This is a genomic window from Actinoplanes sp. NPDC048796 (assembly GCF_040650035.1).
Taxonomy (GTDB): domain Bacteria; phylum Actinomycetota; class Actinomycetes; order Mycobacteriales; family Micromonosporaceae; genus Actinoplanes.
In genome coordinates, this window is record NZ_JBEZGO010000002.1 from 851,500 (window position 1) to 878,269 (window position 26,770).

The 26,770-nt window shown below is 69.5% G+C and carries 31 protein-coding genes and 1 riboswitch; of the genes, 22 read left to right on the plus strand and 9 right to left on the minus strand.

What is annotated here, in order from left to right; translation table 11 throughout:
* Window positions 1-5: 5 nt before the first annotated feature.
* Window positions 6-671, minus strand: a complete 666-nt coding sequence (locus AB0C26_RS12385; protein WP_360245873.1) for a GNAT family N-acetyltransferase — start codon at window positions 669-671, stop codon at window positions 6-8.
* A gap of 296 nt (window positions 672-967) precedes the next feature.
* On the opposite strand from AB0C26_RS12385, the gene AB0C26_RS12390 reads away from it, so the two are divergent.
* Window positions 968-1,537: a TetR/AcrR family transcriptional regulator gene (locus AB0C26_RS12390; RefSeq protein WP_360245876.1), complete on the plus strand. Its 570-nt coding sequence runs from the start codon at window positions 968-970 to the stop codon at window positions 1,535-1,537.
* A gap of 14 nt (window positions 1,538-1,551) precedes the next feature.
* Here the strand turns inward: AB0C26_RS12390 and AB0C26_RS12395 are convergent, their stop codons facing one another.
* The gene (locus tag AB0C26_RS12395; protein WP_360245879.1) at window positions 1,552-2,325 is read right to left on the minus strand and encodes a methyltransferase domain-containing protein; all 774 of its coding nucleotides are present in this window, start codon (window positions 2,323-2,325) and stop codon (window positions 1,552-1,554) included.
* Between the two features lie 47 nt (window positions 2,326-2,372).
* Here AB0C26_RS12395 and AB0C26_RS12400 point away from each other — a divergent pair, with 47 nt between their 5' ends.
* Window positions 2,373-2,939, plus strand: a complete 567-nt coding sequence (locus AB0C26_RS12400) for an XRE family transcriptional regulator (RefSeq protein ID WP_360245882.1) — start codon at window positions 2,373-2,375, stop codon at window positions 2,937-2,939.
* Here AB0C26_RS12400 and AB0C26_RS12405 read toward each other — a convergent pair.
* Entirely contained in the window at window positions 2,917-4,152 is a 1,236-nt protein-coding gene (locus tag AB0C26_RS12405; protein WP_360245885.1) for a saccharopine dehydrogenase NADP-binding domain-containing protein, read from the minus strand. The genes AB0C26_RS12400 and AB0C26_RS12405 overlap by 23 nt on opposite strands.
* Before the next feature lie 111 nt (window positions 4,153-4,263).
* Window positions 4,264-4,435, plus strand: a riboswitch (cyclic di-AMP (ydaO/yuaA leader).
* Between the two features lie 4 nt (window positions 4,436-4,439).
* On the opposite strand from AB0C26_RS12405, the gene AB0C26_RS12410 reads away from it, so the two are divergent.
* Window positions 4,440-5,048, plus strand: a complete 609-nt coding sequence (locus tag AB0C26_RS12410; protein WP_360245888.1) for a transglycosylase family protein — start codon at window positions 4,440-4,442, stop codon at window positions 5,046-5,048.
* A gap of 45 nt (window positions 5,049-5,093) precedes the next feature.
* Here the strand turns inward: AB0C26_RS12410 and AB0C26_RS12415 are convergent, their stop codons facing one another.
* Window positions 5,094-5,459 carry a nuclear transport factor 2 family protein gene (locus tag AB0C26_RS12415; RefSeq protein WP_360245891.1) on the minus strand — a complete coding sequence of 122 codons (366 nt, stop codon included), beginning with the start codon at window positions 5,457-5,459 and terminating at the stop codon, window positions 5,094-5,096.
* Between the two features lie 70 nt (window positions 5,460-5,529).
* On the opposite strand from AB0C26_RS12415, the gene AB0C26_RS12420 reads away from it, so the two are divergent.
* Both AB0C26_RS12420 and AB0C26_RS12425 read left to right on the plus strand, forming a co-directional pair.
* Window positions 5,530-6,471 (plus strand): LysR family transcriptional regulator, encoded by a 942-nt coding sequence (locus AB0C26_RS12420; RefSeq protein ID WP_360245894.1) that lies wholly within the window; start codon window positions 5,530-5,532, stop codon window positions 6,469-6,471.
* A complete protein-coding gene (locus AB0C26_RS12425) occupies window positions 6,468-6,830 on the plus strand; it encodes a hypothetical protein (RefSeq protein WP_360245897.1) in 363 nt (120 codons plus the stop codon). Before AB0C26_RS12420 ends, AB0C26_RS12425 begins: the two co-directional genes overlap by 4 nt.
* Before the next feature lies 1 nt (window position 6,831).
* On the opposite strand, the gene AB0C26_RS12430 is transcribed toward AB0C26_RS12425, so the two are convergent.
* On the minus strand, window positions 6,832-7,509 hold the full coding sequence (locus tag AB0C26_RS12430) for an FAD-binding oxidoreductase (protein WP_360245900.1): 678 nt from the start codon (window positions 7,507-7,509) through the stop codon (window positions 6,832-6,834).
* Window positions 7,510-7,571: 62 nt separating this feature from the next.
* Window positions 7,572-8,765, minus strand: a complete 1,194-nt coding sequence (locus AB0C26_RS12435) for an FAD-dependent oxidoreductase (protein ID WP_360245903.1) — start codon at window positions 8,763-8,765, stop codon at window positions 7,572-7,574.
* A gap of 213 nt (window positions 8,766-8,978) precedes the next feature.
* Here AB0C26_RS12435 and AB0C26_RS12440 point away from each other — a divergent pair, with 213 nt between their 5' ends.
* Window positions 8,979-9,410, plus strand: a complete 432-nt coding sequence (locus AB0C26_RS12440; protein WP_360245906.1) for an Hsp20/alpha crystallin family protein — start codon at window positions 8,979-8,981, stop codon at window positions 9,408-9,410.
* 12 nt (window positions 9,411-9,422) lie between these two features.
* Here the strand turns inward: AB0C26_RS12440 and AB0C26_RS12445 are convergent, their stop codons facing one another.
* Entirely contained in the window at window positions 9,423-10,115 is a 693-nt protein-coding gene (locus tag AB0C26_RS12445; RefSeq protein ID WP_360245909.1) for a TetR family transcriptional regulator, read from the minus strand.
* Between the two features lie 77 nt (window positions 10,116-10,192).
* On the opposite strand from AB0C26_RS12445, the gene AB0C26_RS12450 reads away from it, so the two are divergent.
* Both AB0C26_RS12450 and AB0C26_RS12455 read left to right on the plus strand, forming a co-directional pair.
* Entirely contained in the window at window positions 10,193-11,608 is a 1,416-nt protein-coding gene (locus AB0C26_RS12450; RefSeq protein WP_360245912.1) for an MFS transporter, read from the plus strand.
* Window positions 11,609-11,617: 9 nt separating this feature from the next.
* Window positions 11,618-11,917, plus strand: a complete 300-nt coding sequence (locus tag AB0C26_RS12455; protein ID WP_360245915.1) for a SelT/SelW/SelH family protein — start codon at window positions 11,618-11,620, stop codon at window positions 11,915-11,917.
* 91 nt (window positions 11,918-12,008) lie between these two features.
* Here AB0C26_RS12455 and AB0C26_RS12460 read toward each other — a convergent pair whose 3' ends face one another.
* Window positions 12,009-12,575, minus strand: a complete 567-nt coding sequence (locus AB0C26_RS12460; protein WP_360245918.1) for a copper resistance CopC family protein — start codon at window positions 12,573-12,575, stop codon at window positions 12,009-12,011.
* A 213-nt stretch (window positions 12,576-12,788) separates the two neighbouring features.
* Here AB0C26_RS12460 and AB0C26_RS12465 point away from each other — a divergent pair, with 213 nt between their 5' ends.
* The 14 genes from AB0C26_RS12465 to AB0C26_RS12530 all read left to right on the plus strand — a co-directional run bounded on the left by AB0C26_RS12465 (window position 12,789) and on the right by AB0C26_RS12530 (window position 25,556).
* Window positions 12,789-14,111, plus strand: a complete 1,323-nt coding sequence (locus tag AB0C26_RS12465) for a VTT domain-containing protein (RefSeq protein ID WP_360245921.1) — start codon at window positions 12,789-12,791, stop codon at window positions 14,109-14,111.
* A 14-nt stretch (window positions 14,112-14,125) separates the two neighbouring features.
* Complete coding sequence (locus AB0C26_RS12470) at window positions 14,126-15,334, plus strand: sensor domain-containing protein (RefSeq protein WP_360246540.1); 1,209 nt, start codon at window positions 14,126-14,128, stop codon at window positions 15,332-15,334.
* The gene (locus AB0C26_RS12475; RefSeq protein WP_360245924.1) at window positions 15,322-15,972 is read left to right on the plus strand and encodes a response regulator transcription factor; all 651 of its coding nucleotides are present in this window, start codon (window positions 15,322-15,324) and stop codon (window positions 15,970-15,972) included. The genes AB0C26_RS12470 and AB0C26_RS12475 overlap by 13 nt, the downstream gene beginning before the upstream one ends.
* Before the next feature lie 82 nt (window positions 15,973-16,054).
* Window positions 16,055-16,801, plus strand: coding sequence for an ABC transporter ATP-binding protein (locus AB0C26_RS12480; protein WP_360245927.1), 747 nt, complete (start codon window positions 16,055-16,057; stop codon window positions 16,799-16,801).
* Window positions 16,802-16,804: 3 nt separating this feature from the next.
* Complete coding sequence (locus AB0C26_RS12485) at window positions 16,805-18,958, plus strand: FtsX-like permease family protein (RefSeq protein WP_360245930.1); 2,154 nt, start codon at window positions 16,805-16,807, stop codon at window positions 18,956-18,958.
* Between the two features lie 86 nt (window positions 18,959-19,044).
* Window positions 19,045-20,043: an iron-siderophore ABC transporter substrate-binding protein gene (locus tag AB0C26_RS12490; RefSeq protein WP_360245933.1), complete on the plus strand. Its 999-nt coding sequence runs from the start codon at window positions 19,045-19,047 to the stop codon at window positions 20,041-20,043.
* 36 nt (window positions 20,044-20,079) lie between these two features.
* Entirely contained in the window at window positions 20,080-21,069 is a 990-nt protein-coding gene (locus tag AB0C26_RS12495) for an iron chelate uptake ABC transporter family permease subunit (RefSeq protein WP_360245936.1), read from the plus strand.
* Complete coding sequence (locus AB0C26_RS12500) at window positions 21,066-22,091, plus strand: iron chelate uptake ABC transporter family permease subunit (protein WP_360245939.1); 1,026 nt, start codon at window positions 21,066-21,068, stop codon at window positions 22,089-22,091. The genes AB0C26_RS12495 and AB0C26_RS12500 overlap by 4 nt, the downstream gene beginning before the upstream one ends.
* Window positions 22,092-22,096: 5 nt before the next feature.
* Window positions 22,097-22,909: an ABC transporter ATP-binding protein gene (locus AB0C26_RS12505; protein WP_360245942.1), complete on the plus strand. Its 813-nt coding sequence runs from the start codon at window positions 22,097-22,099 to the stop codon at window positions 22,907-22,909.
* Between the two features lie 31 nt (window positions 22,910-22,940).
* Window positions 22,941-23,318: a YbaB/EbfC family nucleoid-associated protein gene (locus AB0C26_RS12510; RefSeq protein WP_360245945.1), complete on the plus strand. Its 378-nt coding sequence runs from the start codon at window positions 22,941-22,943 to the stop codon at window positions 23,316-23,318.
* Complete coding sequence (locus AB0C26_RS12515; protein ID WP_360245948.1) at window positions 23,315-23,623, plus strand: type VII secretion target; 309 nt, start codon at window positions 23,315-23,317, stop codon at window positions 23,621-23,623. The genes AB0C26_RS12510 and AB0C26_RS12515 overlap by 4 nt, the downstream gene beginning before the upstream one ends.
* A 65-nt stretch (window positions 23,624-23,688) precedes the next feature.
* Window positions 23,689-24,834, plus strand: coding sequence for a hypothetical protein (locus AB0C26_RS12520; RefSeq protein ID WP_360245951.1), 1,146 nt, complete (start codon window positions 23,689-23,691; stop codon window positions 24,832-24,834).
* Between the two features lie 6 nt (window positions 24,835-24,840).
* Window positions 24,841-25,302: a SitI3 family protein gene (locus tag AB0C26_RS12525; protein WP_360245954.1), complete on the plus strand. Its 462-nt coding sequence runs from the start codon at window positions 24,841-24,843 to the stop codon at window positions 25,300-25,302.
* 32 nt (window positions 25,303-25,334) lie between these two features.
* Entirely contained in the window at window positions 25,335-25,556 is a 222-nt protein-coding gene (locus AB0C26_RS12530; RefSeq protein ID WP_360245957.1) for a hypothetical protein, read from the plus strand.
* A 48-nt stretch (window positions 25,557-25,604) separates the two neighbouring features.
* Here AB0C26_RS12530 and AB0C26_RS12535 read toward each other — a convergent pair whose 3' ends face one another.
* Entirely contained in the window at window positions 25,605-26,696 is a 1,092-nt protein-coding gene (locus AB0C26_RS12535) for a glycoside hydrolase family 19 protein (protein WP_360245960.1), read from the minus strand.
* Between the last annotated feature and the right edge of the window lie 74 nt (window positions 26,697-26,770).

Genomic DNA, 26,770 nt, shown 5'->3' on the forward strand with positions numbered 1-26,770 from the left:
GAAGCTCAGGTGCGACGACCGTACCGCCTGGCTGCGACATTTTTGAGCCGATCGCGGCGGGTGCCGGCCTGGCCCTCGACGAGTTCCCAGGTGTCGAGCCGGCTTGAGCCGTACGGTCCCTCCTGGAGGATCGGCGGTTCGCCGGTCAGCCGATAACCGCAGCGCTGGGCCACGGCGGTGCTGGCGGTGTTACGCGGGTCGATGCGGAGCAGGAGCCTGCTCAAGGCGAGCGCGCTCCGGGCGTACTGGGAAAGCAGTGCGAGTGACCCCGACGCCAGCCCGCGCCGGCGATGGTCCTTGCCCACCAGATAGCCCAGTTCGGCCTCTTTGAGGCCGAGGTCGACGCCGAAGAGCAGGACCTCGCCGAGCGGTCGCCCGCCGTCGGCGGTGATCGCGAGCTGGATGCGTGAACCGCTGACGCGGCCCTGATGAGAGCGCTTGAGGTACGCGATGCCGGCCTCGACGTCGAACGGCGACGGCATGGGCGTCCACCGGGCGATCTCGGGTTCGTCGAGCAGATCGATCAGATCGTCGAGGTCGTCGGATCGCCATTCGCGCAGCACGATGCCGTCTCCCGTCAAGGTGAGCGGGTAAGGAAGACGGCCGGCCATGATTTCGATCCTGCCCGTAAGGGGCCGGTTGCAGCCAGTCTCGATCCATATCTGGCTCATGAGTGATTGCTCATGTCGCGAACGCCTGCCGCCGCCCGAGCACCTCGGTGGTTACTCCTCGATATGTCGTCTGGCGTCCCGAAATCCTCCCGCCGGCCGTCGCGCAGCCGTTGATCATGCGGGTAGCCATGGATTCTGCACACTCAGTGCCCAATGTGGACGTTGGCGTGTGTGGTGATCTACGAAGTCGTACGGTAATCGTCGTGGACGAACAGAGCGCTACTCCGGCCCGCCGCGGGGAGACGTACGGCGGTCGGTCGCGCGCGCAACGTTCCTCCGATCGCCGGGAGCGGATCGTGGCATCGGCAGTGTATCTGTTCGGCACGCGCGACTACGACGAGGTGACCATCACCGACGTCTGCGCCCGGGCGAAGGTCTCAAAAAGGTACTTCTACGAACATTTCCGCGACCGTGAGGCCTTGGCGATCGAGGTGCAGCGGGAGCGGAACGAATGGCTGCTGCGCCGGGTGGCGGCGGCCGCCCCGCCGAGCCCGGCCGGCCTGGCCGAGCTGTTCCGGCCGGTCCTGCGCACGATGGTCGGCTTGCTGCGCGACAATCCGGAGACGGCGCACGTCATCTACATCAACGCGCCGCGGATGGAGACCCGGCGCCGCGGGGTGCTGCGCGAGGACGCCCGGTTCGTCGCGGTCATGCTGCGGTCGCTGATCACCCCGGAAGATCAGGTCCGGTACGAGCGCACCCTGCTCGCCCTGGTCGCCGGCGTCAGCGAGGTGATCATCGACTGGATCACCCACGGCATGACCGGCGACCCGGACGAGCTGGCCGAGCACCTGACCACCATCGCCGTCGCACTGGCCGAAACCCTCCAGCCCGGCGGCGGCCTCCAGCCCGGCGGCGGCCTTTAGCCCGGCTGCGGCTTTCAGCTGGGCTTGCGCCCCACGATGACCGTCCGGGTGGCACGGACGACCAGGTCGTCGCGGGTCTTGATACCGGCCACGATCTCCTCGAGGGCCTTCAGGTCGTCAGCCGAAAGCCGATCCTCGAGCCGGTGCAGCCCGCGGCCCAGCGAGATCTCCGCGTAGCGGCCGGCCGCGGCCGGCAACGGCGGCCGCAGGTCGATGTCGAACCGGCGGTCAGCCTCGACGACGAAGCCGGCCTCGGCCAGCAGGGCCGGCCAGTCGGCGTGCATGTGCAGCCCATGCTCGGCCCGCATCTTGTCGAGTTCCGCGTTGAGGCGGCCCTCGATGTCGGCCTCGGGACCGGCCGGCAGGAAGCTGGGGAAGGACTCGAGCTCCGCGACCACGAGGTGCCCACCGGGCCGCAGCACGTCGAGGGCCTGCCGCAGCCCGCGAACCGGGTCGGCCAGGTGGTGCAGCGAGGCCGAGGCCCAGATCAGGTCGGCCGGCCCGAGGTCGGGCCAGGGCTGGTCGAGGTCGGCCCGGACCGTCCGGATCCCGGGGTCGGTGGCCTGGATGTGGGCGAGCATCTCGTCGTCCATGTCGACCGCGACGACCTCGGCTCCCGGCAGCGCCCGCAGAAGCGCGCGGCTGCCCACACCGGTGCCCGCACCCAGGTCGATGATCTTCGGCTGGGCCGGGGCCAGCGAGCCGACCCAGGTGATGACCTCGTTGTGGTAGTCGCGCAACACCTCGGCGTCGAGGTCAAGCAGCTCAGCGAAAGCGGTATGTGCCATGTCTCGAAGGTAGCCGCATCTTGCGTCAGCGACATAGCATCTTGCGTATGACGCAAGACGGCGAACTCGATGCCCTGGTCCGCCAGCGCATCCGGGGCCTGCGGATGGCTCGCGGCTGGTCCCTCGACGAGCTGGCGGCCCGCTGCTACCTGAGCCCGTCCACGCTCAGCCGCATCGAGACCGGCCACCGGCGGATCGCCCTCGACCAGCTGGCCCCGATCGCGCGGGCGCTCAGCATCACCCTCGACCAGCTCGTGGAGTCGGGCGCCGACGACGACGTGGTGATCCGCCCGCACCGCGACGAGGCTCGCGGCATCACGACGTGGTTGCTCTCCCACGAGAGCAACCAGACCGTGGCCAAGCTGCGAGTGACCCGTGCGATGCCCAAGGATCTGCGGGTCCACCCGGGCCGCGACTGGTTCACCGTGCTCTCGGGCACGATCATCCTGCGCTTGGGCGAACGCACCATCACCGTCCGCACGGGCGAGGCCGCCTCGTTTTCCACGATGGTCCCGCACGCGTTCGGCGCCCTCGACGGCCCGGCCGAGGTCCTGTGCGTGCTCGACCACGAGGGCGAACGCTCCCACCTGCTCAACCACGGCGACCATCACTGACGCTGGAACCGCGGGTGGAGATCTCCACGCCGGCGGCCCGAAGGCGCTCCACGAGCGTGTCGCCGAGCGCCGTGGCCGGGGTCAGCACGCCACCCTCACCCTTCGGCAGGTCGACGGCCAGGGCCAGGGCGCTCTCCCCCAGCATGATCGCCGTGCCGCTGTAGCCAGGATCGTGGTCGTCCCGGAACCGGGCCGTGTAGTGGGCGCCCGTCGAGGTGCGGCCGAAGAGGTCGCAGGTGAAGTGCCCCTTGTCGCTGGACGGCCCCTCACCCGGTTTCGGCAGCACGCGGTCGATCACATATCGCGTCGGCGGGAACATCAGACCCGCGACGAGGGCACCGAAGCCCAGCTTGACGCCGTTGGCGGCCACCGGGGACACCAGGGGCGACGCGCCCACACTCATGAACTCCCGATAGCGGAACTCGCGCCCGTACGCGTAACCCCGCAGCGCATTGCTGCGCCGGACGACCCGCGTGTTGTAGGACGCCATGAAGAACGGCGCGAGTGTCCCCCGCAGCGACGGATGTACCCGCTCGCCCCGAACGGTGGCGATGTCGGACTGCCGGCCGAGGTCCGGCTCGGCGGCCCGGTCCGGGCTCAGCGAGTACGGGCCGGCCGCGACCCGCCTTTTCGCCGGATCCCTCTTGACGGTGTCGAGCTGATGGCGCAGCGAGTCGATGGTGCCGCCGCTGACCCCGCCGCGCAGGCTCGTCACCACCATCGCGGTGTCGGTGAGCTCGCCCGCGCCGTCACGGCGAACGGCCTCGCTCAGAACGTGCACACCGAGGTCGGACGGGATCGAGTCGAACCCGCACGAATGCACTATCCGGGCACCGGTGCCACGGGCCACCTCGTGGTTGTCGTCAATGCTCTGACGTGCGAAAAGAACCTCACCGGTCAGGTCGAGATAGTCGGTTCCGGCCCGGGCGCAGGCGTCCACCAATGGCTTGCCGTATTTCGCGTACGGCCCCACGGTCGTGACGAGAATCCGCGTCGCCCGCGCGAGCCGGGCGACCGCGTCGGCGTCACCGGCGTCCGCGACCAGGATCGGCCATTCGACGCCGAGCCGGCGTTTCACAGCATCGAGTTTGCTTTCGGAGCGGCCGGCCAGCGCGATCCGAAGGCCATCGGGGGAATGTTCGGCCAGATGCCGTGCCACCAGCGCACCGACGAAGCCGGAAGCGCCGTAGACGACGATGTCGTGCTCGGTCATGGTTGCCAATTCTCCAACAAGCTCCACAAATGCGCGCGACACGATAACGTCGATCTCGCCTATTCCTATAAGAATCCGGCGGGTGCCCTTTCGCGGTCGCCGCCGGTCCGTACGGGCGGAACGCCGAATCCTGCCGCTGCCCGGCGGAACACATACTTACGGCATGGAGCGGGGGACCCGAGTTCTTCGGCGCTTTGGCGCGCCTCGGGGTGAAGCCGCGCACGCGCGGCCGGGCACCTCAGCCCGAACCCGACAGCTGACCTCGCAGGCGTGGAGGGTCTTTCGTCATGGCACAAATGTGCAAACCTGCCCGCGTCATGGTGGGCCTGGCCGCCGCAACTGTCACTCTGGCCGCCCCAGCAGCCCCGGCACTCGCTTCACCCCCGGCCGCCGCGCCGGCGCACGCCGTCGCGCTCGCCAAGGGCGGTTCCGTCAACTGGGACGCCATCGCCGAGTGCGAATCCGGCGGCAACTGGGGCATCAACACCGGCAACGGATACTACGGCGGCCTGCAATTCAGCCGCAGCACGTGGCGCTCCCACGGCGGACACCGTTTCGCTCGCACCGCCGACCAGGCATCCCGCGCGGAACAAATCCAAATCGCCGAGCTGGTCCGCCGTTCCCAGGGCCTGGGCGCGTGGCCGACTTGTGGCCGAAAGGCCTTCTCTACCCGCCAATATCGCAGTACAAACACGGTCACTCGCAAATCCACCGTCAAGGCTCCATCCACAGCGTCATCCACAGGCCGCTACTACGTGGTGCGCGCCGGCGACACCCTTGCTTCAATCGCCGCCAAGGCAAACGTGGAAGGCGGCTGGCGAGCCCTATACCGCCTGAATCGCGCCGCTTTGAACAGCCCGCATCGCATCTTCCCGGGTCAGCCTCTGGCGCTGTAATAGCTGCTCCCGGCGCCGGCGAATGCCTGATCGCCGGCGCCGGGATCACGACCGCGGAGTCTGGAATTCCGGCTGGTCGAGAACCCGCAGCCACGTGCCGTCGGGCTGGCGGCGAACCACCTGGGCCCGGGCGCCCGAGCCATCTCGCGGAGGTGTGGAGGTCAGGGCCAGCTCGCCGCTCAGCAGGGTGGGCAGCGGCTCCTCGGGCTCGACGGTGGGCATGTGTGGCAGAGCCTCCTCCCACATGCGCTGGATGGCGGCGCGGCCGACGGTCTGGCGTCCGGGTGGGTACGCCATCACGGCATCCTCCTCGTACAGCAGTGCGAGGCCTTCGGCGTCTTTGGCGTTGGCACGCTCGACGAACAGGCGGGTCAGGTCTTCGGGGCGCTGGGCCTTCTCTCGTTTCGTCATGCGTCCAGCCTTCTCGAGGCGGGATGAGAAGTCCAACGCATGGTTTTCATGGGAGCTAGAATCCGCAGTTATGGAACTGCGGCAGCTGGAGTACTTCGTGACGGTCGCCGAGGAAGCGAACTTCACCCGGGCGGCGGAGAAGGTGCACATCAGCCAGTCGGGCGTGAGTGCGCAGGTCAAGGCGCTGGAAAGCGAGCTCGGTGCGGAGCTGTTCGACCGTTCGGGACGAGTCGCCCGCCTCACCGAGGCGGGGGTGGCCGCGCTGCCGTACGCCCGGGCCGCGCTCGACGCCGCAGCCGACCTGCGCGAGGCCATCGACGAGGTGAAGGGCCTGGTTCGCGGGCATGTGACGGTCGGAATGGTGAGCGGCTGCGAGATCACACCGCTGTTCGCCGGGATCGCCGGCTTCCACGGCGAGCACCCGGGCATCGAGCTCGAACTGACCGAGGGCGACTCCCATGATCTCGTGGCCGGAGTCCGGGCCGGCGCGATCGACATCGCCCTGGTCGGCCTCGCCGGCGAGCCGCCCGAGCACCTGGCCACGCAGGTGATCAGCAGCGAGGGCCTGGTCGCGCTCTTTCCTCCGGACGAGCCCCGCGACCGCATCTGTCTGGCCGACCTCACGGCGTACCCCATCGTCACCCTGCCGCAAGGCACCGGGATCCGTGCCGCCTTCGACGAGGCCTGTCTGGCGGCGAGGTTGATCCCCGACGTCGCGCTGGTCGCGTCGGCGCCCGGGACCGTCGCCGAGCTCGCGTCGCGCGGCTTGGGAGTGGGAGTGCTGAGCGAGTCCATGGCGCCCGCATTTCCCCACCTCACCGCCATACCCATCGATAACGTGCCGATTCCGGCGCTGTTGGCGCTTGTTTGGCGCCGGCGCGCGAGTCCGGCGCTATCGGCCCTGCTCCCGCACCTGCGGCGGGCCTTCGCTGTGGACAACTCGGTCGCCGAGGGCGCCCCTGTGGATAACCGAAAGCCTCGATCGCCGGAACTCGATAACGTCTCGGCATGACTGAGACACCGCTCCGGCAACAGCTTCGAGAGGCGCTTCCACCCGCGATGAAGGCCCGCGATCGTGCCGCGATCGCGGTTCTGCGGGCGACGCTCGCAGCTATCGACAACGCCGAAGCAGTGCAGACCGATGAGGGTACGGGGGTGAGCCTGGCCATCGAGACATCGCCTGTCGGCGTCGGCGCGACCGAGGTGGCACGCCGAGTGCTGACCGAGGAGGACGTGAGACAGATCGTCCGGGCGGAGGCGGACGATCGGGAACGCGCTGCGACCGAGTATGCCGAGCTGGGCCGGCCGGAGCGGGCCGAGCAGCTGCGTTCGGAGGCCGGCGCTCTGCTCGCCCATCTGAACCCGGAGTGAGTCAGCGCAGGGCGAAGGCGTCGTACTGGATGCGCGCCGCCGGCACCCGCAGCGCCTCCAGTCGCTCCAACATGCAGTCCACCATGGACTGCGGCCCCGAGATGTAGAAGTCGTGATGGGGCCAGGGGCCACGTGCGGCGACGGCCTCCGCGACGTCGGCCGTCGTGCGCACGATCGTCAGCCAGGGATGGCGAACGGCCAGCCGGTCCAGCGGCTCGCGGTCGTAGAAGGCGCCGTCATCCCGCTCCGCGCGGAACAGATGGATCCACCTTGTGCGGTTGTACCTTGACAACTCATCGATCAACGCCTTGGCCGGGGCGAGGCCGGTTCCTCCCGTGATGAAGACCAGGTCCCTGCGGGAGTACGGGTTGAGCGCCATCGAACCGTGCGGCTCGCCGAGCCTGAGCGTGTCGCCGGGCTTGAGCCGTTCGACGAGGGCGGCCGATACGCCGGACGGGGATCCCGCGCGCACATGGAACTCGAGCACCCGGTCCCGCCGCGGGGCGTTCGCCATGGCATAGGGCGAGCTCTGCCACGGCCGGTACGGGCACTCGATCTCCACGTGCTGCCCGGCCCGGAACGGCATCGCCCGGCGGGTGCGGCAGGTGAAGACCACGACGTCGGCTCCGCGGCGCTCGTGGGTGAGCACTTCCGCGGGCCACCACTGTGAGGCCGCCACCCCGGAAGCGTCGCCGATCATCCGCCCCGGCGCGACGGACACCGAGTGCGAAACGCGCTGCTCTACGCGGCCAGCTCGGACAAATCCACGTCCGTGGCGGCCAGCCGGGTCCGGTCGACGGTGGCGCCCGATCGGATCAGCGCGTCGATCTTGTCGGAGACGTCCCAGATGTTGACGTTCATGCCGGCGGCCACCTTGCCGTCGACCAACCAGAACGCGATGAACTCGCGAGCGGCGAGGTCACCGCGGATCACCACCTCGGCGTCCGCCGGCGCCGAGCCGGTGTACTCCATGCCCAGGTCGTACTGGTCGGTGAAGAAGAACGGCAGGCGGTCGTAGACCACGTCCTCGCCGAGCATCGCCCGTGCCGCCACCGGACCGCTGCGGATCGCCGTGTCCCAGTGCTCCACGCGCAGGCGCCGGCCGAGCAGCGGGTGCTCGATGTTGGCGATGTCGCCGGCCGCGAAGATGTCGGGGTCGCTGGTGGCCAGCCTCGACGAGACGAGCACGCCGTTGTCGACCTCGAGGCCGGCGCCGGCGGCGAGCGAGACGTTCGGCGTCACACCGATGCCGGCCACGATCACGTCGGCCGGCACCGAGGTGCCGTCGGCCAGCCGTACGCCGTCGGCCGTCACCTCGGTGACGTGCGTGTTCATGCGCAGCTCGGTGCCGTTGGCGCGGTGCAGGTCGGCGAAGACCCGGGCGATCTCGTCGCCGAGAATGTGCTGCAGGGGCAGGGCCGACGTTCCGACGACGGTCACCCGCGCGCCCCGGCTGCGCGCGGCGGCGGCGACCTCGAGGCCGATCCAGCCGGCGCCGACCACCACGAGGCGGGTGTCCTTGGCGATGGCTTCGTCGATGCGGTGGGAGTCGGCGAGCGTCCGCAGCAGGAGCGCTCGCTCGCCGCCCGGCACGTCCAGCCGGCGCGGGGACGAGCCGGTGGCCAGCAGGAGGCGGTCGTAGTCGACGTCGTCGCCGTTGTCGAGACGCAGCGACTTGGTGGTGCGGTCGAGCGCGGTCGCGGTGACGCCGAGGCGCAGGTCCACGTCGTGGTCGGCGTACCACTCGGTGGAGTGCACGAAGACGCTGTCGGGCTCGTCGTTGCCGAGCAGCAGGCCCTTGGAGAGCGGCGGACGCTCGTACGGGCGGACGGTCTCCGCACCGATCAGCGTGACCGGGCCCGCGAAGCCGGACTTGCGCAGGGTTTCCACCGCTTTGGCGCCGGCCAGGCCGCCGCCCACCACGACATACGTCATGGGCTCATCATTCACCCGTCCGGCCGGCCGGACTATGACGCGGGACGCAGGCCGGATTTTTCGCCAAACCCCTTGGCACTCGGCTGACGACAGTGCTAAAAAATGACTTGTCGGTGCTGCTCAGAGGCTCACCGACCTCGGCAGAACTGATCTGAGCCGAGCGCCACGCGCTCGCCGGGCAGGCCGGCGAGCCATCTATGGGAGGTGGTTTCCGTGGTGCTGACTTTCGATCCCTTCCGCGAGTTCGACCGTCTGGCGGGCCAGATGCTCGGTGGCGGTAACTCCATCGCGATGCCGATCGACCTCTACCGTTCCGGTGACCATTTCGTGCTGCACTGCGACCTCGCCGGCATCGACCCGGGCTCCGTCGACGTGGGTGTCGACGGGCGGGTGCTGACCATTCGCGCCGAGCGTTCGCCGCGCACCGACGAAGAGGTCCAGTGGGTTCGCCGCGAGCGCGCGACCGGCACGTTCGAGCGCCGGCTCACGCTGGGCGACGGGCTCGACCTCGACCGGATCGAGGCGACGTGGCAGGACGGCGTGCTGACGCTGACCATTCCGGTCGCCGAGGCGGCCAAGCCGCGCCGGATCGCCATCAACACCTCGCCCGCCACGACGGGCGACCGCGCACTCGAAAGCGCGTAAAACGTTCTGCCTTCAGGGCCCGGTGGGCGATGCGCCCGCCGGGCCTTCGGCCGTTTCCGCCATCTTCTCCACGGCCGCCATCAGCAGGTCGACGCCGAACGCGAAGTAGGCCTCCTGGTCGGGCGTATCGGCGTACGTCTCACCGAACTCGACCATCATCGGGAACTGATCGGGCGGCAGGCACACCAACTCCAGGCGGCGCTGCCGCCGCCACTCGGCCGTCTCCTCCGGGCTCGCGTGCGGCGGACCCTCCGGCTGCATCTGGAGCAGGCCGATGACGCCGTGCATCAGGTACGACGCGATCCAGTAGCCCTGCCGCACCGTGAAACCGGCCCGGGTCAGCAGCATCAGGGCGTCGTTCGAGGCGCGGGTGAAGCTCGCCGTCCGCGACTTCTCCACCATGGCCAGCAGGTCGGGCAGGCTCGGGTGCTTCCGCATGACGGCGAGCAGCGCCTCGACCATCGCGCGGACCTGTTTCTGCCACGGATCGTCGGCGTCGCGATCGGCCCGGACCGTGGACAGCGCGTGATCGGCGATGCCCAGCAGCAGCTCTTCCTTGTTCTTGAAATGCCAGTACAGGGCCATCGGCGTGACACCGAGCTCCTGAGCCAGACGACGGATCGTCACAGCTTCGAGACCGTGCTCATCACCGATCCGCAGTGCCCGTTCGGCCACCGCGGTCTTACTCAGCTTGTCCCCTGCCACTTGACAACCATACAACGTACAGGTGTCATGTACGAGGTACATGTACGCCGTACATGTACCTCGTACGGGAGGGTGGAATGGACAAGAACCGTAGGTGGTGGGCGCTCGTCGCGGTGGCCCTGGGCACCTTCATGACGTACCTCGACAACAACGTGGTCAACGTGGCCCTCCCCTCGATCCAGCGGGACCTCGGCCTCTCGCTCGAGGGCCTGGAGTGGATCGCCAGCGCGTACGTGCTGGTCTTCGCGGGCCTGCTGCTCGCCGGCGGGCGCATCGCCGACGTGCTGGGACAGCGTGGGGCCTTCTACGCGGGGCTCGCGATCTTCACGGTGGCGTCGGTCGGCGCCGGCCTCGCCCAGAGCCAGGAGATGCTGATCGGGGCGCGAGCCGTACAGGGCGTCGGGGCGGCGCTGCTGACGCCGGCCGCGCTGGCCCTGCTCACGTCGCTGTTCCCCGACCCGCGCGAACGCGGGACGGCCATCGGCATCTGGGGCGGGGTGGGCGCGCTCGCCCTGGCCTTCGGGCCGCTGACCGGCGGATGGCTCAGCGAGCACGTGTCCTGGGGCTGGATCTTCCTGATCAACCTGCCGATCGGGATCGCGACCTTCGCGCTGGCCGCCTGGAGCATCCCGGCCCTGGGTCGCGGCACCACACGGGGGCTCGACCTGCCCGGCGTGATCACGTCGTCGCTGGCGCTGTTCACCCTGACGTACGCCCTGATCGAAGGCGAATCGCAGGGCTGGACCTCCCCCGAGATCCTGCTGGCGTTCGGAGCCGCCGCGGCCTCGGCGATCGCCTTCGTGGTCATCGAGGCGCGCTCGGCCAATCCGATGATCGACCTGGCCGTCTTCCGGCTGCGGGTCTTCAGTGGAGGGCTGCTCGCCATGGGGCTGTGGGCGTTCGGCGTCTTCGGCATCTACTTCTACATGGCGATCTACATGCAGAACGTGCTCGGCTTCTCGCCCACCGCGGCCGGGGCCGCGTTCGTGCCGATGGCACTGATCATGGCGGCGATGGCCACGATCGCGCCGCGGCTCGAGGCACGCTTCGGAGCGGGCCGGACGGTCGCGGCGGCGCTGGCGTTGATGGCGGCGTCGGTGGCGGGCATTTCCTCGTACGGCGAAGGAACCTCGTATTTGGCGCTTTTGCCCTGGTTCCTGGTGTACGGGGTGGGTGGTGGCCTGCTGGTGCCGCTCAACAACGTGATCGTCGGTGCGCTCCCACAGGAGCGGGCGGGCATCGCGAGCGGCATGCTGAACGTGTCGCGCGAGGTCTTCGGCCTGCTGGGCATCACCATCCTCGGCGCGATCCTGACCAACCGGTCGAACGCCGCCACCGGCACCGAGCTGCACCGTTACCTGGCCGGCTACCAGTTCTCGCTGGTGGTGGCCGCGATCCTGGTGGCGGTGGGCGTCCCGATCGCGCTGTGGACGCTGCGTACGGTGAAGCCGGCCGCCGGCGAGGTCGAGGAAAAGGTCCCCGAGCTGGTCTAATCGTCGATTGTGACGACCAGGGAACCTCGTCTGCAGATCGAGTACTGCACCCAGTGCCGCTGGCTTCTGCGAGCGGCCTGGACTGCGCAGGAGCTCCTGACCACCTTCCAGAAGGAACTGGGCGAGGTCGCCCTGGTCCCCGGCACCGGCGGCATCTTCGAAGTCACACTCGGCGACGAACTGCTGTGGTCCCGCAAGGAACAGGGCGGTTTCCCCGAGCTACCCGACCTCAAGCGAATGGTCCGCGACCGCATAGCCCCCGGCCGAAGCCTCGGCCACACCGACCGAACCGCGGAGCCGACCCCCTAATCCTCGGGGAATGCGGCGCTTTCCCAGGGCGCCGATACGGCCGCGCTGACCGGCTGCGGCGATCAACCCGTGGCCGCCTGCCACCGGCCGGTCAGGTGCGGCGGCGGCGCAAGGTGACGATCACTCCGCCGGCTACCAGGAGCGCGCCGGCGATGGCGGCGACCAGCCACAACGTCGACGAGGAGCTGTCCTCGTCGGAGACCAGGGCGGTGGGGGCGGGTGCGGCGGCCGCCGGCGATGAGGTGACCGGGGAGGGCGACGGCGCGGTGGGCGCGGAGGTGGCCGCCACCGGGGCCGGCGCGGTGACGGTGAACTTGTAGGAGCCCTTCACCGGGTGGCCGTCCTTGGAGACGACGTCGTAGGCGACCGTGTACTCGCCGTTCGGGAGTGGGTCGAAGGTGATCGTGCCGGTGGCGCCTTCGATCTTCGGGGCGGAGGCCGTCACCGGGGCGGCGCCGGTGATGGTGATGGTGGTGGCTGTGGGATTCAGCTTTTGCAGGAAGCGGAGCTTCACGCTTTCCGGGGCCTTCTTCAGCGTGGCGTTCTTGGCCGGGCTGGCCTCGGCCAGCGAATTGTGAGCCCACGCGGGGGCGCCGGGCAGCAGGACCGCGACGGTGGCTACCAGGGCCAAGGCCAGGCGAGAGGTGAGACGGCTCATCAGTCGGAAGTCCTTCTGCTAGGGCTGGGTCTTCGTAGTTTTACGGATGGTCCCCGGGTAGTCGTTCACCGGAGGGAGCTAGTTCCCCGCGTACGTCTGTGGGCGTAGCTCCAGTGCCGCTCCGGAGGCCGGCCACTACGGGTGTCTGATCAGGGTCGGCCGGGGGGATCTCACCGATCCAAGGCATCGGGTGTCGTCCATACGCTGGCAAAGGTGCAGGTGGTCGACGAAATCCTGGGGGCTCTCCCGCCCGTTCTGGTGTTGGTCGTGGTGGCGGCGCTGGTGGCGGGAGAGGCGGCGTTCGTCGCGGGGCTTGTGCTGCCGTCGGCCACCGCGCTGGTGGCGCTGGGGCTGCTCGCCAACGAGGGGGTGGTGGGCATCGGCCCGGCGCTGGCCAGCGCGGTGGCCGCGGGGCTGGCCGGAGGTAACTTCGCCTACTTCGCGGGGCAGCGGAAGCCGCCCAAGGCGAACAAGAAGGCGGAGAGGCTCTTCGAACGCTACGGCGGGCGTGCGGTGTTCCTCGGGCAGTGGGTGGTGGGGGCGCGCACGCTGGTTCCGCGGCTGGCGGGACGAAAAAGGGTGCCCTATCGCCGCTTCGCGGCATTTCATACCCCGGCGGTCCTTCTCTGGGCGACGTGGCTGGTGGGTGCGAGCTATCTTGCCGGGGCCTCGTACGACGTCCTGGCCGCCCGCGCCGGGCGAGCCGGCGGCGCGCTGGCCGTGTTGACCGCGCTCATCGTCGCCCTGGTCCTGGCCGGTCGATGGGTGGGCCGCCATCCGGTGCGGCTGCCGGTGCCCGGTTTCCGGGTCCGGGGTCCGCTGCTGGTCAGCGTGGGTCTGCTCGCCGGGGCGGCGTTCGTGCTGGTGGTGGCGATTCCGCCGATCGTGCGGTTCAGCGGCCTCTCCGAGGCGGACGAGGTGGTCGCTCGACGGGCGCGTGGCGAGTGGACCTCGGACGGCTATCGCTTCGCGCTCGACCTCGCCACGTCGGTGAGCCCGGAGGCGCTGCTCGGGGTGGCCGCGGCGGTCTCCCTCGGCGGCTGGCTGTTAGGTCATCGGCGGCGCGCGACGCGGCCCGATCTGCCGGGTTTGTTGCGGTGTCTCGCGCCTGTGCTGCCGATGGTCATCCTCGCGCTCACCCTGGAACTGGCCGATCCGGTCGACTGGACCCAGCCCGGCGCCCTCGTTCTGCCGTCACCCGGTGAATTCGACGGGCCGCTACCCTCCGCCGGCTCCGGATCCGCGCTCGCCACTCTGGCCGCCGCCGAGACGGCACGCCTGGCCGCGGTCATCGGCCTGCTCACCTGGCTCATCATGCGAAAGATCAGGTTCCGGCGTACGCGGGTAGCACTGTGGACAGTCGCCGCGATCGCCGTCACGGTGTGCGCCGGGTCGTGGGTCTACCTGGGCTGGAGCCGGCTCAGTGAGACGGTCGCCGCGGTGCTGCTCGGTGCCGCCTGGGCGGCGCTCAACGCGGGAATCTGGTCGACCCGCCAGCCGGTCGGAGAAAACCGTCGGACCCTTGCTCTAACGTGACGCCCGTGAACCTGATGGACCGGGCCCGCGCGGCCGTCGACGCCCTGGAGCGGCTCGTCGGCGGGCTCGGCACGGCCATCCTGGCCATCGGCACGCTCATCTGGGTGGCCGCCGTCGCCGTCACCAGCGTGGTCGGCGTCGGGCTTCCGTTCGCGCACAGCGCGGCCCGGGCCGTGCGGGCCGCCGGCGGACGGGAGCGGGCGCGGCTGTCCCGGTGGGGTCCCGAGATCATCGAGCCCGATCCGCTGCCGCCGGGGTTGCGGGCGGCGCGCGATCCGGTGGTCTGGCGCGAGTTCGCCTGGGTCGCCGTGCACTCCACGTGGGGCATGGTCCTCGGCCTCCTCGGCATCAGCCTGCCGCTGTACGCGGTGCAGGATCTGACCTTCCCGCTGTGGTGGACGCTGGTGCCGCCGGGCACGGGCCCGGGTCTCGTTTTCTGGTACGTGCGCGGGCTTCCCGGCGCCTTTCTCGTTTGCTTGTACGGGGTGTTCTGGCTGGCCGTCTGCGTCTTCGGTCATCCGTTCCTGGCCCGGGTGCAGGCGTGGCCCGGGCGCAGGCTGCTCGCTCCGCCGGCCGGGGCCGACCTGTCCCTGCGGGTGGCCCAGCTGACCGCGACCCGGGCCGCCGCGCTCGACGCGCACGCCGCCGAGCTGCGCCGCATCGAGCGGTCGCTGCACGACGGCGCGCAGAACAGGCTGGTCGCGGTGACCGTGCTGCTCGGTGCGGCCCGCAGACAGGTCGCCCGCGACCCGGAGGGTGCGGACGAGCTTCTGGAGCGGGCACAGGGCGCGGCCGAGCAGGCGCTGGCCGAGCTGCGGACGGTGGTGAAGACGATCCTGCCGCCGGTGCTCGACGGGCGTGGGCTCGACGGGGCGCTCAAGGCGCTGACCGCCGACAGCGGTGTGCCCTGCAAGCTCGAGGTCGACCTGCCCGGCCGGTGTGCCGCCTCGGTCGAGGCGACCGCCTACTTCGTGGTGGCCGAGGCGCTCACGAACATCACCAGGCACAGCCGGGCGACCAGCGCGAAGGTGTCGGCGAGCCTCGAGAACCGGACCCTGCGGATCCGGGTCGAGGACGACGGCCGGGGCGGGGCGGACGAGGCGAACGGGTCGGGCATCAAGGGCATCCGGCGGCGGGTCGAGGCGTACGACGGAACTTTGACCATGAACAGCCCGCCGGGCGGGCCGACGACGATGTGGGTGGAGCTGCCGTGCGGATCGTGATCGCCGAGGACGACCCGTTGCTCCGCGAGGGCCTGGCGCTGCTGTTGCGCGCCGAGGGACTGGACGTGGTGGCCACGACCGACTCGCCGGAACCGTTCCTCGAGGCGGTCGACAAGCACGAGCCCGATGTGGCGATCGTCGACGTCCGGATGCCGCCGACGCACACCGACGAGGGCATCGTGGCCGCGGTCGAGGCGCGCCGGCGCCGGCCCGATCTGGCGGTGCTGGTGCTCTCGGCGTACGTGGAACAGGCCTTCGCCACCGATCTGCTGGCCGGCGGCGCGGCCAAACTCGGATACCTGCTCAAGGAGCGGGTCGGGCGCGTCGAGGAGTTCCTGGTGGCGCTGCACCGGGTCGCCGACGGCGGCACGGCGATCGACCCCGAGGTGGTGGGCCTGCTGCTGGCCCGGCAGCGGCCGGAGAGCTCGCTGGCCCGGCTCAGCCCGCGCGAGCGCGATGTGCTGGCGCTGATGGCCGAGGGGCTGGGCAACACCGCGATCGCCGACAAGCTGGTCGTGACGGAGGGCGCCGTGCACAAGCACATCCGCAGCATCTTCGCCAAGCTCGACCTGGCCCCGGACGACCGCGCCGACCGCCGGGTGACGGCCGTCCTCCGCTACCTCGAAGCGGCCCGGTAGCGCCGGGGTATAGCCAGCTATACCCCCAAGTCGGTAGTTAGCCATATCGCCCGCGAAGGCCCGCCGAAATAGCGTTTTCGCCATGGACGCAGTCATCAGGATCGAGCAGCTCACTCGGACATATGCCACGGACGGCCAGAAGGTCACGGCGCTGGCCGGCGTCGACGCCGCCTTCGCCCGCGGGACCTTCACCGCGATCATGGGGCCCTCCGGCTCGGGTAAGAGCACCCTTCTGCAGACTGCCGCCGGGCTCGACCGGCCGAGCTCCGGCCGGGTCTGGATCGGTGACACCGAGCTGTCGAAGCTCAACGAGACCAAGCTGACCGAGATGCGGCGCCACCGGATCGGCTTCGTCTTCCAGTCCTTCAACCTGATCGGCGCGCTGACCGTCGAGGAGAACATCCTGCTGCCGGGTCGGCTGTCCGGGCTCCTGCCCGATCCGGAGTGGGTGTCCGAAGTGGTCGAGCGGGTCGGCCTGACTCAGCGGCTCAAGTATCGGCCCGCCCAGCTGTCCGGGGGTCAGCAGCAGCGCGTCGCCATCGCGCGCGCCCTCGCCGTACGGCCCGAAGTGATCTTCGCCGACGAGCCGACCGGTGCCCTGGACACGACGTCGGCCGGTGAGGTGCTGGCGTTGCTGCGGTCGGCCGTGACCGATTACGGGCAGACCGTCGTGATGGTCACGCACGATCCGGTGGCCGCCTCGTACGCCGATCGCGTGCTCCTGCTGGCCGACGGCCGGATCGTGCACGACACGCCGCAGCCGGGCGCCGACCGGATCGCCGAAATGCTGGCCTCGCTGGGCCGCCGCCTCGTGGCCGTGGAGGGCTGAGCGATGCTGAAACTGTCGATTGGCCTGCTGCGCCGCCGCCTCGGCACCTCGGTGGCCACCCTGGTCGCGCTGGCGGCCGGGGTCATGATTCTGATGACCCTGTCCGTCTTCATCGTCTCGGCCGCCGTCTACAAGCCCGATCCCGGCCGTTATGCCGCCATGGATGTCGTGGTCGCCCACCGCCAGGTCGAGATCGTCACCAAGGAGTTCGACGGCGAGAACTCGGTGACCCACGTCGCGCTTCCCGAGGGGACTGTTCCCGCCGACCTCGGCGACAAGCTCCGCGCCCTGCCCGGGGTCACCGACGTTCAGGTGTTCCCCGGTCCGACGAGGGATCGTGTCGCGGCGTTCGGTGTGAAGGGCGACGCGCTCAAGGCTGTGGAACGCCTCGCGAAAGAGAACGGCGTGGAGGCGTACGCGGGAGACGACCGCGGATTCGCCGACCGCTCCGAAGCGGGTGACGCACGATCGTTCCTGATGGAGGCCGGCGCCGCGTTCGGCGGCTACGTCGTGCTGTTGATCATTTTCGTGGTCACCGGCACGGTCGGGCTGGCCGTGCGGCATCGCCGCCGCGACCTCGCCCTGCTACGCGCGATCGCCGCGACCCCACGCCAGGTGCGCGCGCTGGTCATGGCCGAGAACGCCGTCCTGGCGCTGGCCGCCTCCGTGATCGGCGTGCCGGCCGCCCTGTCCGCCACCACCTGGGTGCACGACCAGCTGATCAGCCGCGGTTTCGTGCCCGAGACCCTTCCGATCGTGGGTGAGCCGGTGGCGGCGGCCTTCGCTGTCGTCCTCATCCTGCTCGTCGCCATCGTCGCGGCCCGCATCGCCGCGCGCCGGGTCAGCCGGATCAAGCCGGCCGAGGCACTCGGTGACATCGCGGTCGAGCCGCCGGGCGGCGGCAAGGTGCGCTTCGTGTTCGGCGTCCTCACGCTCGGCGCTGGTGGCGCGGCGACCGTGTTCGCGCTGGGCACGACCGGGATGGCCGCGCAGGCGTCGGCGATCGGGCTGCTCTATCTCTACGTGATCGCGGTGGCCCTGCTCGCTCCGTGGATCAACGCCTTCGCCGCTCGGGTCTTCGGCCCTGTCCTGCGGGCGGGCTGGGGTGTCTCGGGCGGCCTGGCCGTGGCGAACCTGCGGGCCAACGCCCGGGGCTCGGCCGCCGTGCTGACCGCGCTCGTGCTGGCCGTCGGGTTCGGGGGTTCGGTCTGGTTCCTGCAGAACAATCTGCAACGGCAGACGGTCACGCAGAGCCAGGACGGCATGAAGGCCGACTACGCGCTGGTGGGCTCGCTGCCGGCCGGTGCCGCCGAGAAGATCCGCCGTACGCCGGGGGTCGAGGCCGCGACGGGCGTGCGGAACACGTCGGTGGTGGCGCCGATCTTCGACGGCGGCGAGCCGGCCACCGCCAAGGCGGTCGACGTGAGCGGGCTGTCGTCCACGATGGATCTCGGGGTCAGCCAGGGCAGCCTCGAGGCGCTGAACGGGAACAGTGTCGCGGTGTCGCAGCTGCGGGCGGACTCGTCCGGCTGGAAAGTCGGCGATGACGCGAAGATGTGGCTCCCCGACGGACGCCAGGTCACGCTGAAGGTGGTGGCGATCTACGACCGTGGGCTCGGGTTCGCCGACGTGCTGCTTCCCCGTGACCTCGTGGCCGGGCCGGACGACCAGGTGCTGATCCGGGGCAAGGCCGTGCAGTATCCCGGCGCCTCGCTGGTGCCGGCGTCCGAGCTGACCGGGCAGCTGAGCCGCGATCTGGCCCTGAGCGCCTGGCTGAACAAGCTGCTCATCGGGGTGATGGTCGGCTACGCGGCGCTGGCCGCGGGCAACACGATGGTGATGGCCGCGCTGGCCCGCAAGCGGGAGCTGGCCGTGCTGCAACTGGCCGGGGTGACCCGCCGGCAGGTGCGGCGGATGGTGACCGCGGAGCAGGTCGGGCTCCTCGGCGGCGCCCTCACGATCGGGGCCCTGATCGCGGCGGTGACGCTCACGGCGGTGGTGAACGCGCTAACCGGGAGCCCGATCCCCTACGTGTCGGCCATGGGCTGGGCCGTCGTTCTCGGTGGAGCGACGGTGTTGGCCCTGGTCACGACCATTCTTCCGGTGTGGCGGCTGCTGCGCGTCCCGGCCGTTCATAACGCTGGGATAAAGGAGTAGACACGTGTGACCTGTGTTTCTCCGGTTTGAAGATCAGGTCGATCCCATTAGGTTAGGCTCACCTTTCCCTTCCACTGGAGTTTCTGATGCGTCTCCCGCTTGGCCGGCTCCTGCCGGTCGCCATTCTGAGCGCCGCGGTCGCCCTCGCCGGCTGCTCGACGACCGGCACCGAGGACTCCTCCGAGCCCGCCGCCTCGTCCACGGCCGCCGCGCAGTTCCCGGTCACGATCCCGACCGCGTTCGGTGACGTGACGGTCTCCAAGCAGCCCGAACGCGTCGTCGCGCTCGGCTGGAGCGACGCCGACGTGGCCCTCTCGCTCGGCGTCCAGCCGGTCGGGGCCAGCGATTGGCTGGCCTTCGGCGGCGACGGGCAGGGCCCGTGGAACGCCGGCAAGTACACGACGGCGCCGACCATCCTGGGCACGCTCGAGCTCGACATGGAGAAGGTGGCCGCGCTCAAGCCCGACCTGATCCTCGACACCCGGTCCAGCGGCGAGAAGGCCCGGTACGACCAGCTGGCCAAACTGGGCGTGCCGGTGGTCGACGTGCCCAAGGGCGGCGAGATGTACCTGACGAGCTGGGAGCAGCAGCTCGACATGATCGGCAAGGCGCTCGGCAAGCAGACCGAGGCGGCCAAGCTCAAGACCGACCTGGACGCCAAGTTCACCGCGGTCGCCCAGGCCAACCCGAAGTTCAGCGGCGCCACGGCGTCGGCGATCGCCCGCACCGGCGACGGCTGGGGCGCGTACGTGACCGGTGACGGCCGCGTCGACTTCCTGCAGAAGCTCGGCTTCAAGAACGCCCCGAAGATCGAGGCGCTGAAGAAGGACAACTTCTACATCCCGCTCTCCAACGAGCAGCTCGACCTGGCCGACGCCGACGTCACGGTGGTCTTCCTCATCCAGGCCACGCTCGACCAGGTCAAGAACGACAAGATCTTCCAGGCGGTTCCGTCGGTCAAGGCCGGCCACGTGGCCTACATGGACAACAAGGACGTCTCCAACGCGTTCTCGAGCAGTTCGGTCGCCGGCCTCTCGTACGCCGTCGACAAGGTCACCCCGCTGCTGGCCAGCGCTCTCGGCTGACCTGTGCCGGAGGAAACCCGTCACCGCAGGGCCACCGTGCTCGCCACCGGACTGGTGGTGATCGCGGTGGCCCTCGCCGGCGCGGCCCTGCTGAGTCTGGTCGTCGGCGCCCGCGACATCCCGTTCGGCACGGTCATGCACGCGCTGGTCAACCCCGGTTCGCCGGCGCGCGACGACCTGATCGTCACACAGTCCCGCATTCCCCGTACGCTCGTGGGCCTGCTCGCGGGCGCGGCGTTCGGGCTGGCCGGAACGCTGATCCAAGGCGTCACCCGCAACCCGCTCGCGGACCCTGGAATCCTCGGGGTCAACGCCGGAGCGGGTCTTTTCGTGGTCATCGCGATCAGCATCTTCAGCGTCACGACCCTGACCGGGTACGTCTGGTTCGGCTTCGCCGGGGCGGCCGTCACGTCGGTGCTGGTCTACACGATCGGCTCGGTCGGGCGGGGCGGGGCGACACCGATCAAACTGGCCCTGGCCGGGGCGGCGGTCACGGCGGCGCTGACCTCGTTCACGACGGCGGTGCTGCTCAACGACGTGGACACGTTCGACCAGTTCCGGTTCTGGCAGGTGGGGTCGCTGGCCAACCGGGGCTCGGACGTGGTCGTACAGTCGCTGCCGTTCCTCGCCGTCGGCGCGGTGCTGGCGTTCGCGTCGGCCCGGGCCCTGAACGCGCTGGCCCTGGGCGACGACGTGGCCACCTCGTTCGGTCAGAACGTGCTGGTGGCCCGGCTCGTCGCCGGGTTGGCGATCGTGCTGTTGTGCGGCACGGCGACGTCCATGGCGGGGCCGATCGTGTTCATCGGGCTGATGATCCCGCACGTGGCGCGGGCGATCACCGGGCCGGATCACCGGTGGATGCTGCCGTACTCGATGCTCCTGGCGCCGCTGCTGTTGCTGCTGGCCGACGTGATCGGGCGGGTCGTCGCGCGGCCCGGCGAAGTGCAGGTCGGCATCGTCACCGCGATCATCGGCGCGCCGGTCTTCGTGATCCTGGCCCGCAGGCGGAGGCTGGCCGAGCTATGAGCATCGTCGCCACCACCCGTCGCCGCTCGCACGCGCGGGCGCGTCGCGTCTCTCTCGTGCTCTTTGCCGCGGTGGTTGCGATGTTCGGGCTCACGCTCTCCTACGGCGACTTTCAGATCTCGCTGCCGGACGTGGTGCGGTCCCTGCTCGGGCAGCCCACCCCGGCCGGCGTGGACTACATCATGCATACGCTGCGGCTGCCCCGGGCGTCGGTCGCGGCGCTGGCCGGTCTGGCGTTCGGCCTGGCCGGGGCGATCTTCCAGCAGCTGCTGCGCAACCCGCTGGCCAGCCCGGACGTGATCGGGGTGGCGCAGGGAGCGACCACGGCGGCGGTGCTGGCGGTGATGGCCGGCGGCTTCTCCGGGGTGGCGGTCTCGGCCATCGGCCTGGCCGGCGCGCTGGTCACGGCCATCGCGATCTATCTGCTGTCCTGGCGGAACGGGGTCGGCGGCTACCGCCTGATCCTGGTCGGCATCGGGGTGGGCACGGCCCTGACCAGCGTCACGTCGTTCATCCTGACCCGGTCCGACGTGAAGGTCGCGGCCGAGGCGCTGATCTGGCTGACGGGCAGCGTCAACGGGCGTACATGGGCCCAGATCGTGCCTTTGTTCGTGGCCCTTGTGGTTTTGCTGCCGGCCGCGCTGATCCTCGGGCGCGCCATGTCGGGCATGCAGCTCGGCGACGACCTGGCCCGAGCATTTGGTGTACGGGTGGAGACGTGCCGCCTGGCGCTGCTGCTGACGGGCGTGATCCTGGCCGGAATGGCCACAGCGGCGGCCGGCCCCATCGCCTTCGTGGCCTTCATGTCGGGACCGATCGCGGTACGCCTGGTCGGCGGCGGCCGTCCGGTGTTGCTGCAGGCCGGCCTGGTCGGCGCCCTCCTGGTCCTGGTAGCCGACTTCGCCGGCTCCCACCTGCTCGGCGCCCGCGTCTACCCCGTCGGCGTCGTCACGGGCGTGATCGGCGCCCCGTACCTGCTGTGGCTGCTGGCCACATCGAACCGCACCGGCCGAGGAGGCTGACCGCTTTGCAGGCCCCATCCACTCTCGCGGCGTCGTCGCTGTCCCTCGGCTACGGCGACCGGCCAGTCGTCAAAGACCTGACCCTGCCCCTCCCCACGGGCAAGGTCACCATCATCATCGGCCCGAACGCCTGCGGAAAATCGACGTTCCTGCGCGGCCTGGCCCGTCTGCTGCCACCGTCCTCGGGCGCGGTGCTGCTGGACGGCAAGTCGATCCAGGAGACCCCGAGCCGCGAGGTGGCGCTGCGGCTGGGCATCCTGCCGCAGGGCCCGATCGCCCCCGACGGCATCACGGTGACCGACCTGGTGAGCCGCGGCCGCCACGTACATCAGGGTTGGTTCCGTCGTTGGAGCAGCTCGGACGACGAGGCAGTGGAACAGGCCCTGACGGCAACGGGAACCTTGGAGTTGGCGGCCCGCTCGGTGGACGAACTTTCGGGCGGCCAGCGCCAGCGGGTGTGGATCGCGATGGCGCTGGCGCAGCGGACCGGCGTGCTCCTGTTGGACGAGCCCACGACGTACCTGGACGTGAGCCACCAGGTCGAGGTCCTGGACGTCTTGACAGACCTCAACGAATCCGAGGGCACCACCATCGTGATCGTCCTGCACGAACTGAACCTGGCCTGCCGCTACGCCGACCACCTGGTAGTCATGAAGGACGGCGCGGTGGTCACGGCCGGCGCCCCCACCGAGGTCCTGACCGAGGAGGTAGTCACCGACGTCTTCGGCATCCGCTGCCGCGTAGTCCCCGACCCCGTCTCAAACACCCCCATGATCGTCCCGATCGGCCGCCACCGAACCTCGCGAGGCCGCTCGTAACCGTGTGCACGAATTCGATAGCATGCGGTGAATGTTCGACGGTGAGTCCGTAGACGGTGCACTCGAGCGCATTGACGACTGGGAGCAGTCCCTGGCTCGGCGTGCCGAACAAGCGCAAGCGCTGGCAGCTCGCGCGTCCATGATGTCGGCCACCGCACGCAGCGGTGACGGCCTGGTCGAAGTGACGGTCGACGCGGAGGGACAGATCGCGGATCTGCACCTTGACGAAGGCATCCGACGACAGTCCGCCGAGGCTACCGCTCGCAGCATCGTGGAAACGCTCCAGGCAGCCAAGGAAAACCTCATCAGGCAATTCGGCACGGCAACCGCCGAGACGGTCGGCGCGGACAGTGAGACCGGTCGAATGCTGGTGGAGGCGCTACGCCACAGGCTTGGCTCGTCAGGATGAACAAGCCGGAGATCCAGGTCGACTCGCGCTCCCTGACGGCGCATGCCGGCGCTGTCGACGGTGCCGGCGCCGGGTTGACTTCGGCTGCCGATGCCGGCCGAACTGTGCAGACCAGCACTGACGCTTACGGGCAGCTGTGCCAATTCCTGCCGGCGATTCTCAACACGCTGCAGACGACGTTGGTGGACGGCATATCGACAGCTGCCGCCTCGGTCCACGACACGGCCAACGCCCTCCGTTCGGTGGCCGCCGCCTACGACAGCGCTGACCATGCCGCGGCCGAGCGACTGCGGAACACCAGGTGACTCCGGTACGACCGCCACTCGTAGCGGCGGCGGACCCGGCAGGACCGTCAGATCCATGGGCCGGGGTGTGGCTCGCCGAGGACATCGAGACGGTTCTGGACGGCGTCCGAAGCGGAAGCTGGATCGACACCACACTCGGCGCGGTCTCCGCGGGGCTCGACGCCCTCGCGTTGATCTCCGACCCGATCGGCGGCCTTCTCCAGTACGGCGTGGCCTGGATCATCGAACACGTCAAGCCGCTGTCCGAGGCACTGGACTGGCTGGCCGGCGACCCCGGCCAGATCGCCGCCCACACGCAGACCTGGCGCAACGTCGCCGCGGCGCTGCGTGACGAGGCGGCGGGACTGGACCGGGCGGTGCGTTGGGACACCAGCGAGTGGGTGGGCAGCGCCTCCGACGCCTACCGGAACTGGACTGGTCAACAACGGGATGCGGTGGGCGCGCTGGCCACCGCGAGCGACACCATGGCCGCGATCACGGAAGGCGCCGGCATGCTCGTCGCCGGCGTGCGGACGATGGTGCGCGACGCCATCGCGGTGCTCGTCTCGCGCCTGATGTCATACGCGGCCGAGATGGCCTTCTCGCTCGGTTTCGCCACGCCGCTGGTCGTCGAGCAGGTCAGCACCCTATGCGCTTCGTGGGCCGCGCGCATCGCGGGCTGGCTCCGCGGATTGGTCCGCAGCTTGTCGAATCTCCGCGGTCTGGCCGGCCGGATGAACAGGGTGCTCGAGGCCGTCAAGAAGCTTCTGTCTCGCCTTCGGGGCCGCGGAAACGGCGTGACCACGCCCTCCGGCAAACCGGACCCTGGCCGTAGGCCTACTGGCAGGCGCACAGAGGCGCATCCGACGAGAAAGAAAGATCGCGGCCTGAGACGCGAGAACGAATCGGCCGACATTCTCGCTCAACACGGGTACGACGTCGAACAGAACCCACCGCCGAAACTCAACGGCAAAGAGCCTGACTATCGCATCGAAGGCGAGTACTTCGACAACTACGCGCCCGAGACGAGCAATCTTGACAACATCCGCACCAGGCTCAGTTACAAGGTCTCCGAGGATCAGGCAGATCGTCTCGTCCTCAACATGGACGACACCTCGGCGACTCTCGACCAGGTCGCCGACATGCTCCGGCGAAAGCCCATCGTCGATTTGAAGCAGGTTCTCGTGGTCAAGGACGGTAAGGTCATCCCGTTCTTCCCCTTCGGAGAGTGATGTGGCGTGGCCCTTGAATACGACTGGTCCGGCGACGCGAGGATCGACACTCCGACGCTGCGCTCTTTCCTCGCCACCGCGCTCGCCGGCGAACTGCACGCCGACGGCACCCTCTTCCGGGACGGCATGTACGTCACCGCGCGGGCGGTCTCCGGTGACAACGTCAATCCCGCTATCGCGCTATTCGGCTGGAAGGAGCGATTCAGTGCCACCTTCCGCTTCGCCAACCAGGCGACCGAAGAAACCACCGAACACAACCACGCCCTGATGGCTCATGCGCTCATCGCGTTCGCGCAGCGACACGGCGGCAACGGTGTACTGCTGTACAACGGCGACGAAGCGGTCTTGCAATACGGAGAAGGTGGGATCGTCTTCTCCTCCGACTGGGACGACTGGGCAGAGAACAGTGAGACCGCGCCACTGCTGGCGCAGTTCCCGATGGCGGTCCTCCCCCAGCCGCTGCTGTAGGAACCGCTCGTAGAGTTCAGGGCGGTGACAAGTTGCGGGAACTCACCGGAGCCAGTGAGCTCGAACTCGCTCAAGTGATCTGCCGGGTCGCCCGGACCCGGGCCCTGCTCGATTACAGCAGTGTCGCGGCGAGGTTGTGGTGTCTGGTCACCGCGGACGGTAGCCACGGACAGGTACAGACCGATGCCTTCGAGCCCATTCCGGGCGAGCCGGATCTGCCTGTCGTCTCGCCGCCCGGCTGGGCGCAGCATTGAGGGGGTACGGCGCGTAGACCGTACCCCCTCAATGCCCTATCCCCCAGATCAGCAGTAGAGGTTGCCGCCCGGCGTTACGCCGAGGATGGCGGTGAAACGGTTGTAGGCGTCGACGCGGCTCTGGACCTGGGCCGGGTTGCCGCCGTTGCACTCCAGGGAACCGTTGATGGAGCGGATGGTCTCGCCGAAACCGCGGCCGTTCACGATGGCGTCGTGGGGGGTCATGGTGCCCGGGCCGCGCTGGGTCATCCAGTACCAAATGGCCGTCTGGTAAGCCACCGACGACTCGTTCTTGACGCGGTCGGGGTTGTTCAGCAGGTCGATGCCGAGGGCGTCGCCGGCCGCCTTGTAATTGAAGTTCCAGCTCAGCTGAATGGGGCCGCGGCCGTGGTATGCGCTCTGGCCGGCGGGGCAGCCGTACGGCTGGTTGCGGTCGCAGTAGAGGGGCCAGTTGGCCTGGTTGATCTCCTCGACGTAGACCAGGCCGCCGGACTCGTGATTGACGTTGGCGAGGAAGGCCGCGGCCTCCTGCTTCTTGACCGTGTCGCTGCCGGTGGCGGTGAAGGCGGGAAACTTCTTGATGGCGTCGATCAGGCCCGAGTACGAGTAGAACGCGATCCGGTTCGGGAACATCTGATTGAACTGGGCTTCGCTGACCGGGAAGGAACCGGAGCCGGTGGGCGGCGGAGTCGTGGTGCCACCTCCCGAGCAGGTGAACGGGGACCAGTACCAGGTGCTGATGACCGGATCGTAGCCCGGGTTCTCATGCGAGGCCTTGTAGTACTGCCCGTTGGTGTACTTCACGATGGCGCCGGCCGCGTAGTACTGCCCAGCGACCCAGTTCGGGTAATTGCAACCGGTCGCCGGGGGCGGCGTCGTGCCACCGCCGCAGGCGCCGTTGTCGGCCCACACACCGGAGCCGCCGGTGCTGGGCGTTTCACCCTGGGTCCACCACTTGGCGGTCCAGTTGTGCCCGTTGTACGAGGCCCGCTGATTACCGGTGTAAACCGCCGAGCTGCTGTACGCGGCCACGCAGGCCTCAGCCGCACTGGACGCCGTCATGGGGATGACCGCGGCGGCGGCACCGGCCAGCGCAACACCAACCGCCGCCACGATGGACAGAAGCCGTTTTCTGGGCATGACAAACCTTCCGTACGTCGGGGAACGTACTGGCGCGAGGGGGATGAGTGGTACATCGACTCAACTAGATCCCG

What these genes read in the sequence shown, in the direction of transcription:
- AB0C26_RS12385 (WP_360245873.1), bottom strand. Translation starts at nt 671, where the DNA reads ATGAGCCAGATATGGATCGAGACTGGCTGCAACCGGCCCCTTACGGGC.
- AB0C26_RS12395 (WP_360245879.1), bottom strand. Translation starts at nt 2,325, where the DNA reads ATGGCACATACCGCTTTCGCTGAGCTGCTTGACCTCGACGCCGAGGTG.
- AB0C26_RS12400 (WP_360245882.1), top strand. Translation starts at nt 2,373, where the DNA reads ATGACGCAAGACGGCGAACTCGATGCCCTGGTCCGCCAGCGCATCCGG.
- AB0C26_RS12405 (WP_360245885.1), bottom strand. Translation starts at nt 4,152, where the DNA reads ATGACCGAGCACGACATCGTCGTCTACGGCGCTTCCGGCTTCGTCGGT.
- AB0C26_RS12410 (WP_360245888.1), top strand. Translation starts at nt 4,440, where the DNA reads ATGGCACAAATGTGCAAACCTGCCCGCGTCATGGTGGGCCTGGCCGCC.
- AB0C26_RS12415 (WP_360245891.1), bottom strand. Translation starts at nt 5,459, where the DNA reads ATGACGAAACGAGAGAAGGCCCAGCGCCCCGAAGACCTGACCCGCCTG.
- AB0C26_RS12420 (WP_360245894.1), top strand. Translation starts at nt 5,530, where the DNA reads ATGGAACTGCGGCAGCTGGAGTACTTCGTGACGGTCGCCGAGGAAGCG.
- AB0C26_RS12425 (WP_360245897.1), top strand. Translation starts at nt 6,468, where the DNA reads ATGACTGAGACACCGCTCCGGCAACAGCTTCGAGAGGCGCTTCCACCC.
- AB0C26_RS12435 (WP_360245903.1), bottom strand. Translation starts at nt 8,765, where the DNA reads ATGACGTATGTCGTGGTGGGCGGCGGCCTGGCCGGCGCCAAAGCGGTG.
- AB0C26_RS12450 (WP_360245912.1), top strand. Translation starts at nt 10,193, where the DNA reads ATGGACAAGAACCGTAGGTGGTGGGCGCTCGTCGCGGTGGCCCTGGGC.
- AB0C26_RS12460 (WP_360245918.1), bottom strand. Translation starts at nt 12,575, where the DNA reads ATGAGCCGTCTCACCTCTCGCCTGGCCTTGGCCCTGGTAGCCACCGTC.
- AB0C26_RS12470 (WP_360246540.1), top strand. Translation starts at nt 14,126, where the DNA reads ATGGACCGGGCCCGCGCGGCCGTCGACGCCCTGGAGCGGCTCGTCGGC.
- AB0C26_RS12480 (WP_360245927.1), top strand. Translation starts at nt 16,055, where the DNA reads ATGGACGCAGTCATCAGGATCGAGCAGCTCACTCGGACATATGCCACG.
- AB0C26_RS12485 (WP_360245930.1), top strand. Translation starts at nt 16,805, where the DNA reads ATGCTGAAACTGTCGATTGGCCTGCTGCGCCGCCGCCTCGGCACCTCG.
- AB0C26_RS12490 (WP_360245933.1), top strand. Translation starts at nt 19,045, where the DNA reads ATGCGTCTCCCGCTTGGCCGGCTCCTGCCGGTCGCCATTCTGAGCGCC.
- AB0C26_RS12500 (WP_360245939.1), top strand. Translation starts at nt 21,066, where the DNA reads ATGAGCATCGTCGCCACCACCCGTCGCCGCTCGCACGCGCGGGCGCGT.
- AB0C26_RS12510 (WP_360245945.1), top strand. Translation starts at nt 22,941, where the DNA reads ATGTTCGACGGTGAGTCCGTAGACGGTGCACTCGAGCGCATTGACGAC.
- AB0C26_RS12515 (WP_360245948.1), top strand. Translation starts at nt 23,315, where the DNA reads ATGAACAAGCCGGAGATCCAGGTCGACTCGCGCTCCCTGACGGCGCAT.
- AB0C26_RS12535 (WP_360245960.1), bottom strand. Translation starts at nt 26,696, where the DNA reads ATGCCCAGAAAACGGCTTCTGTCCATCGTGGCGGCGGTTGGTGTTGCG.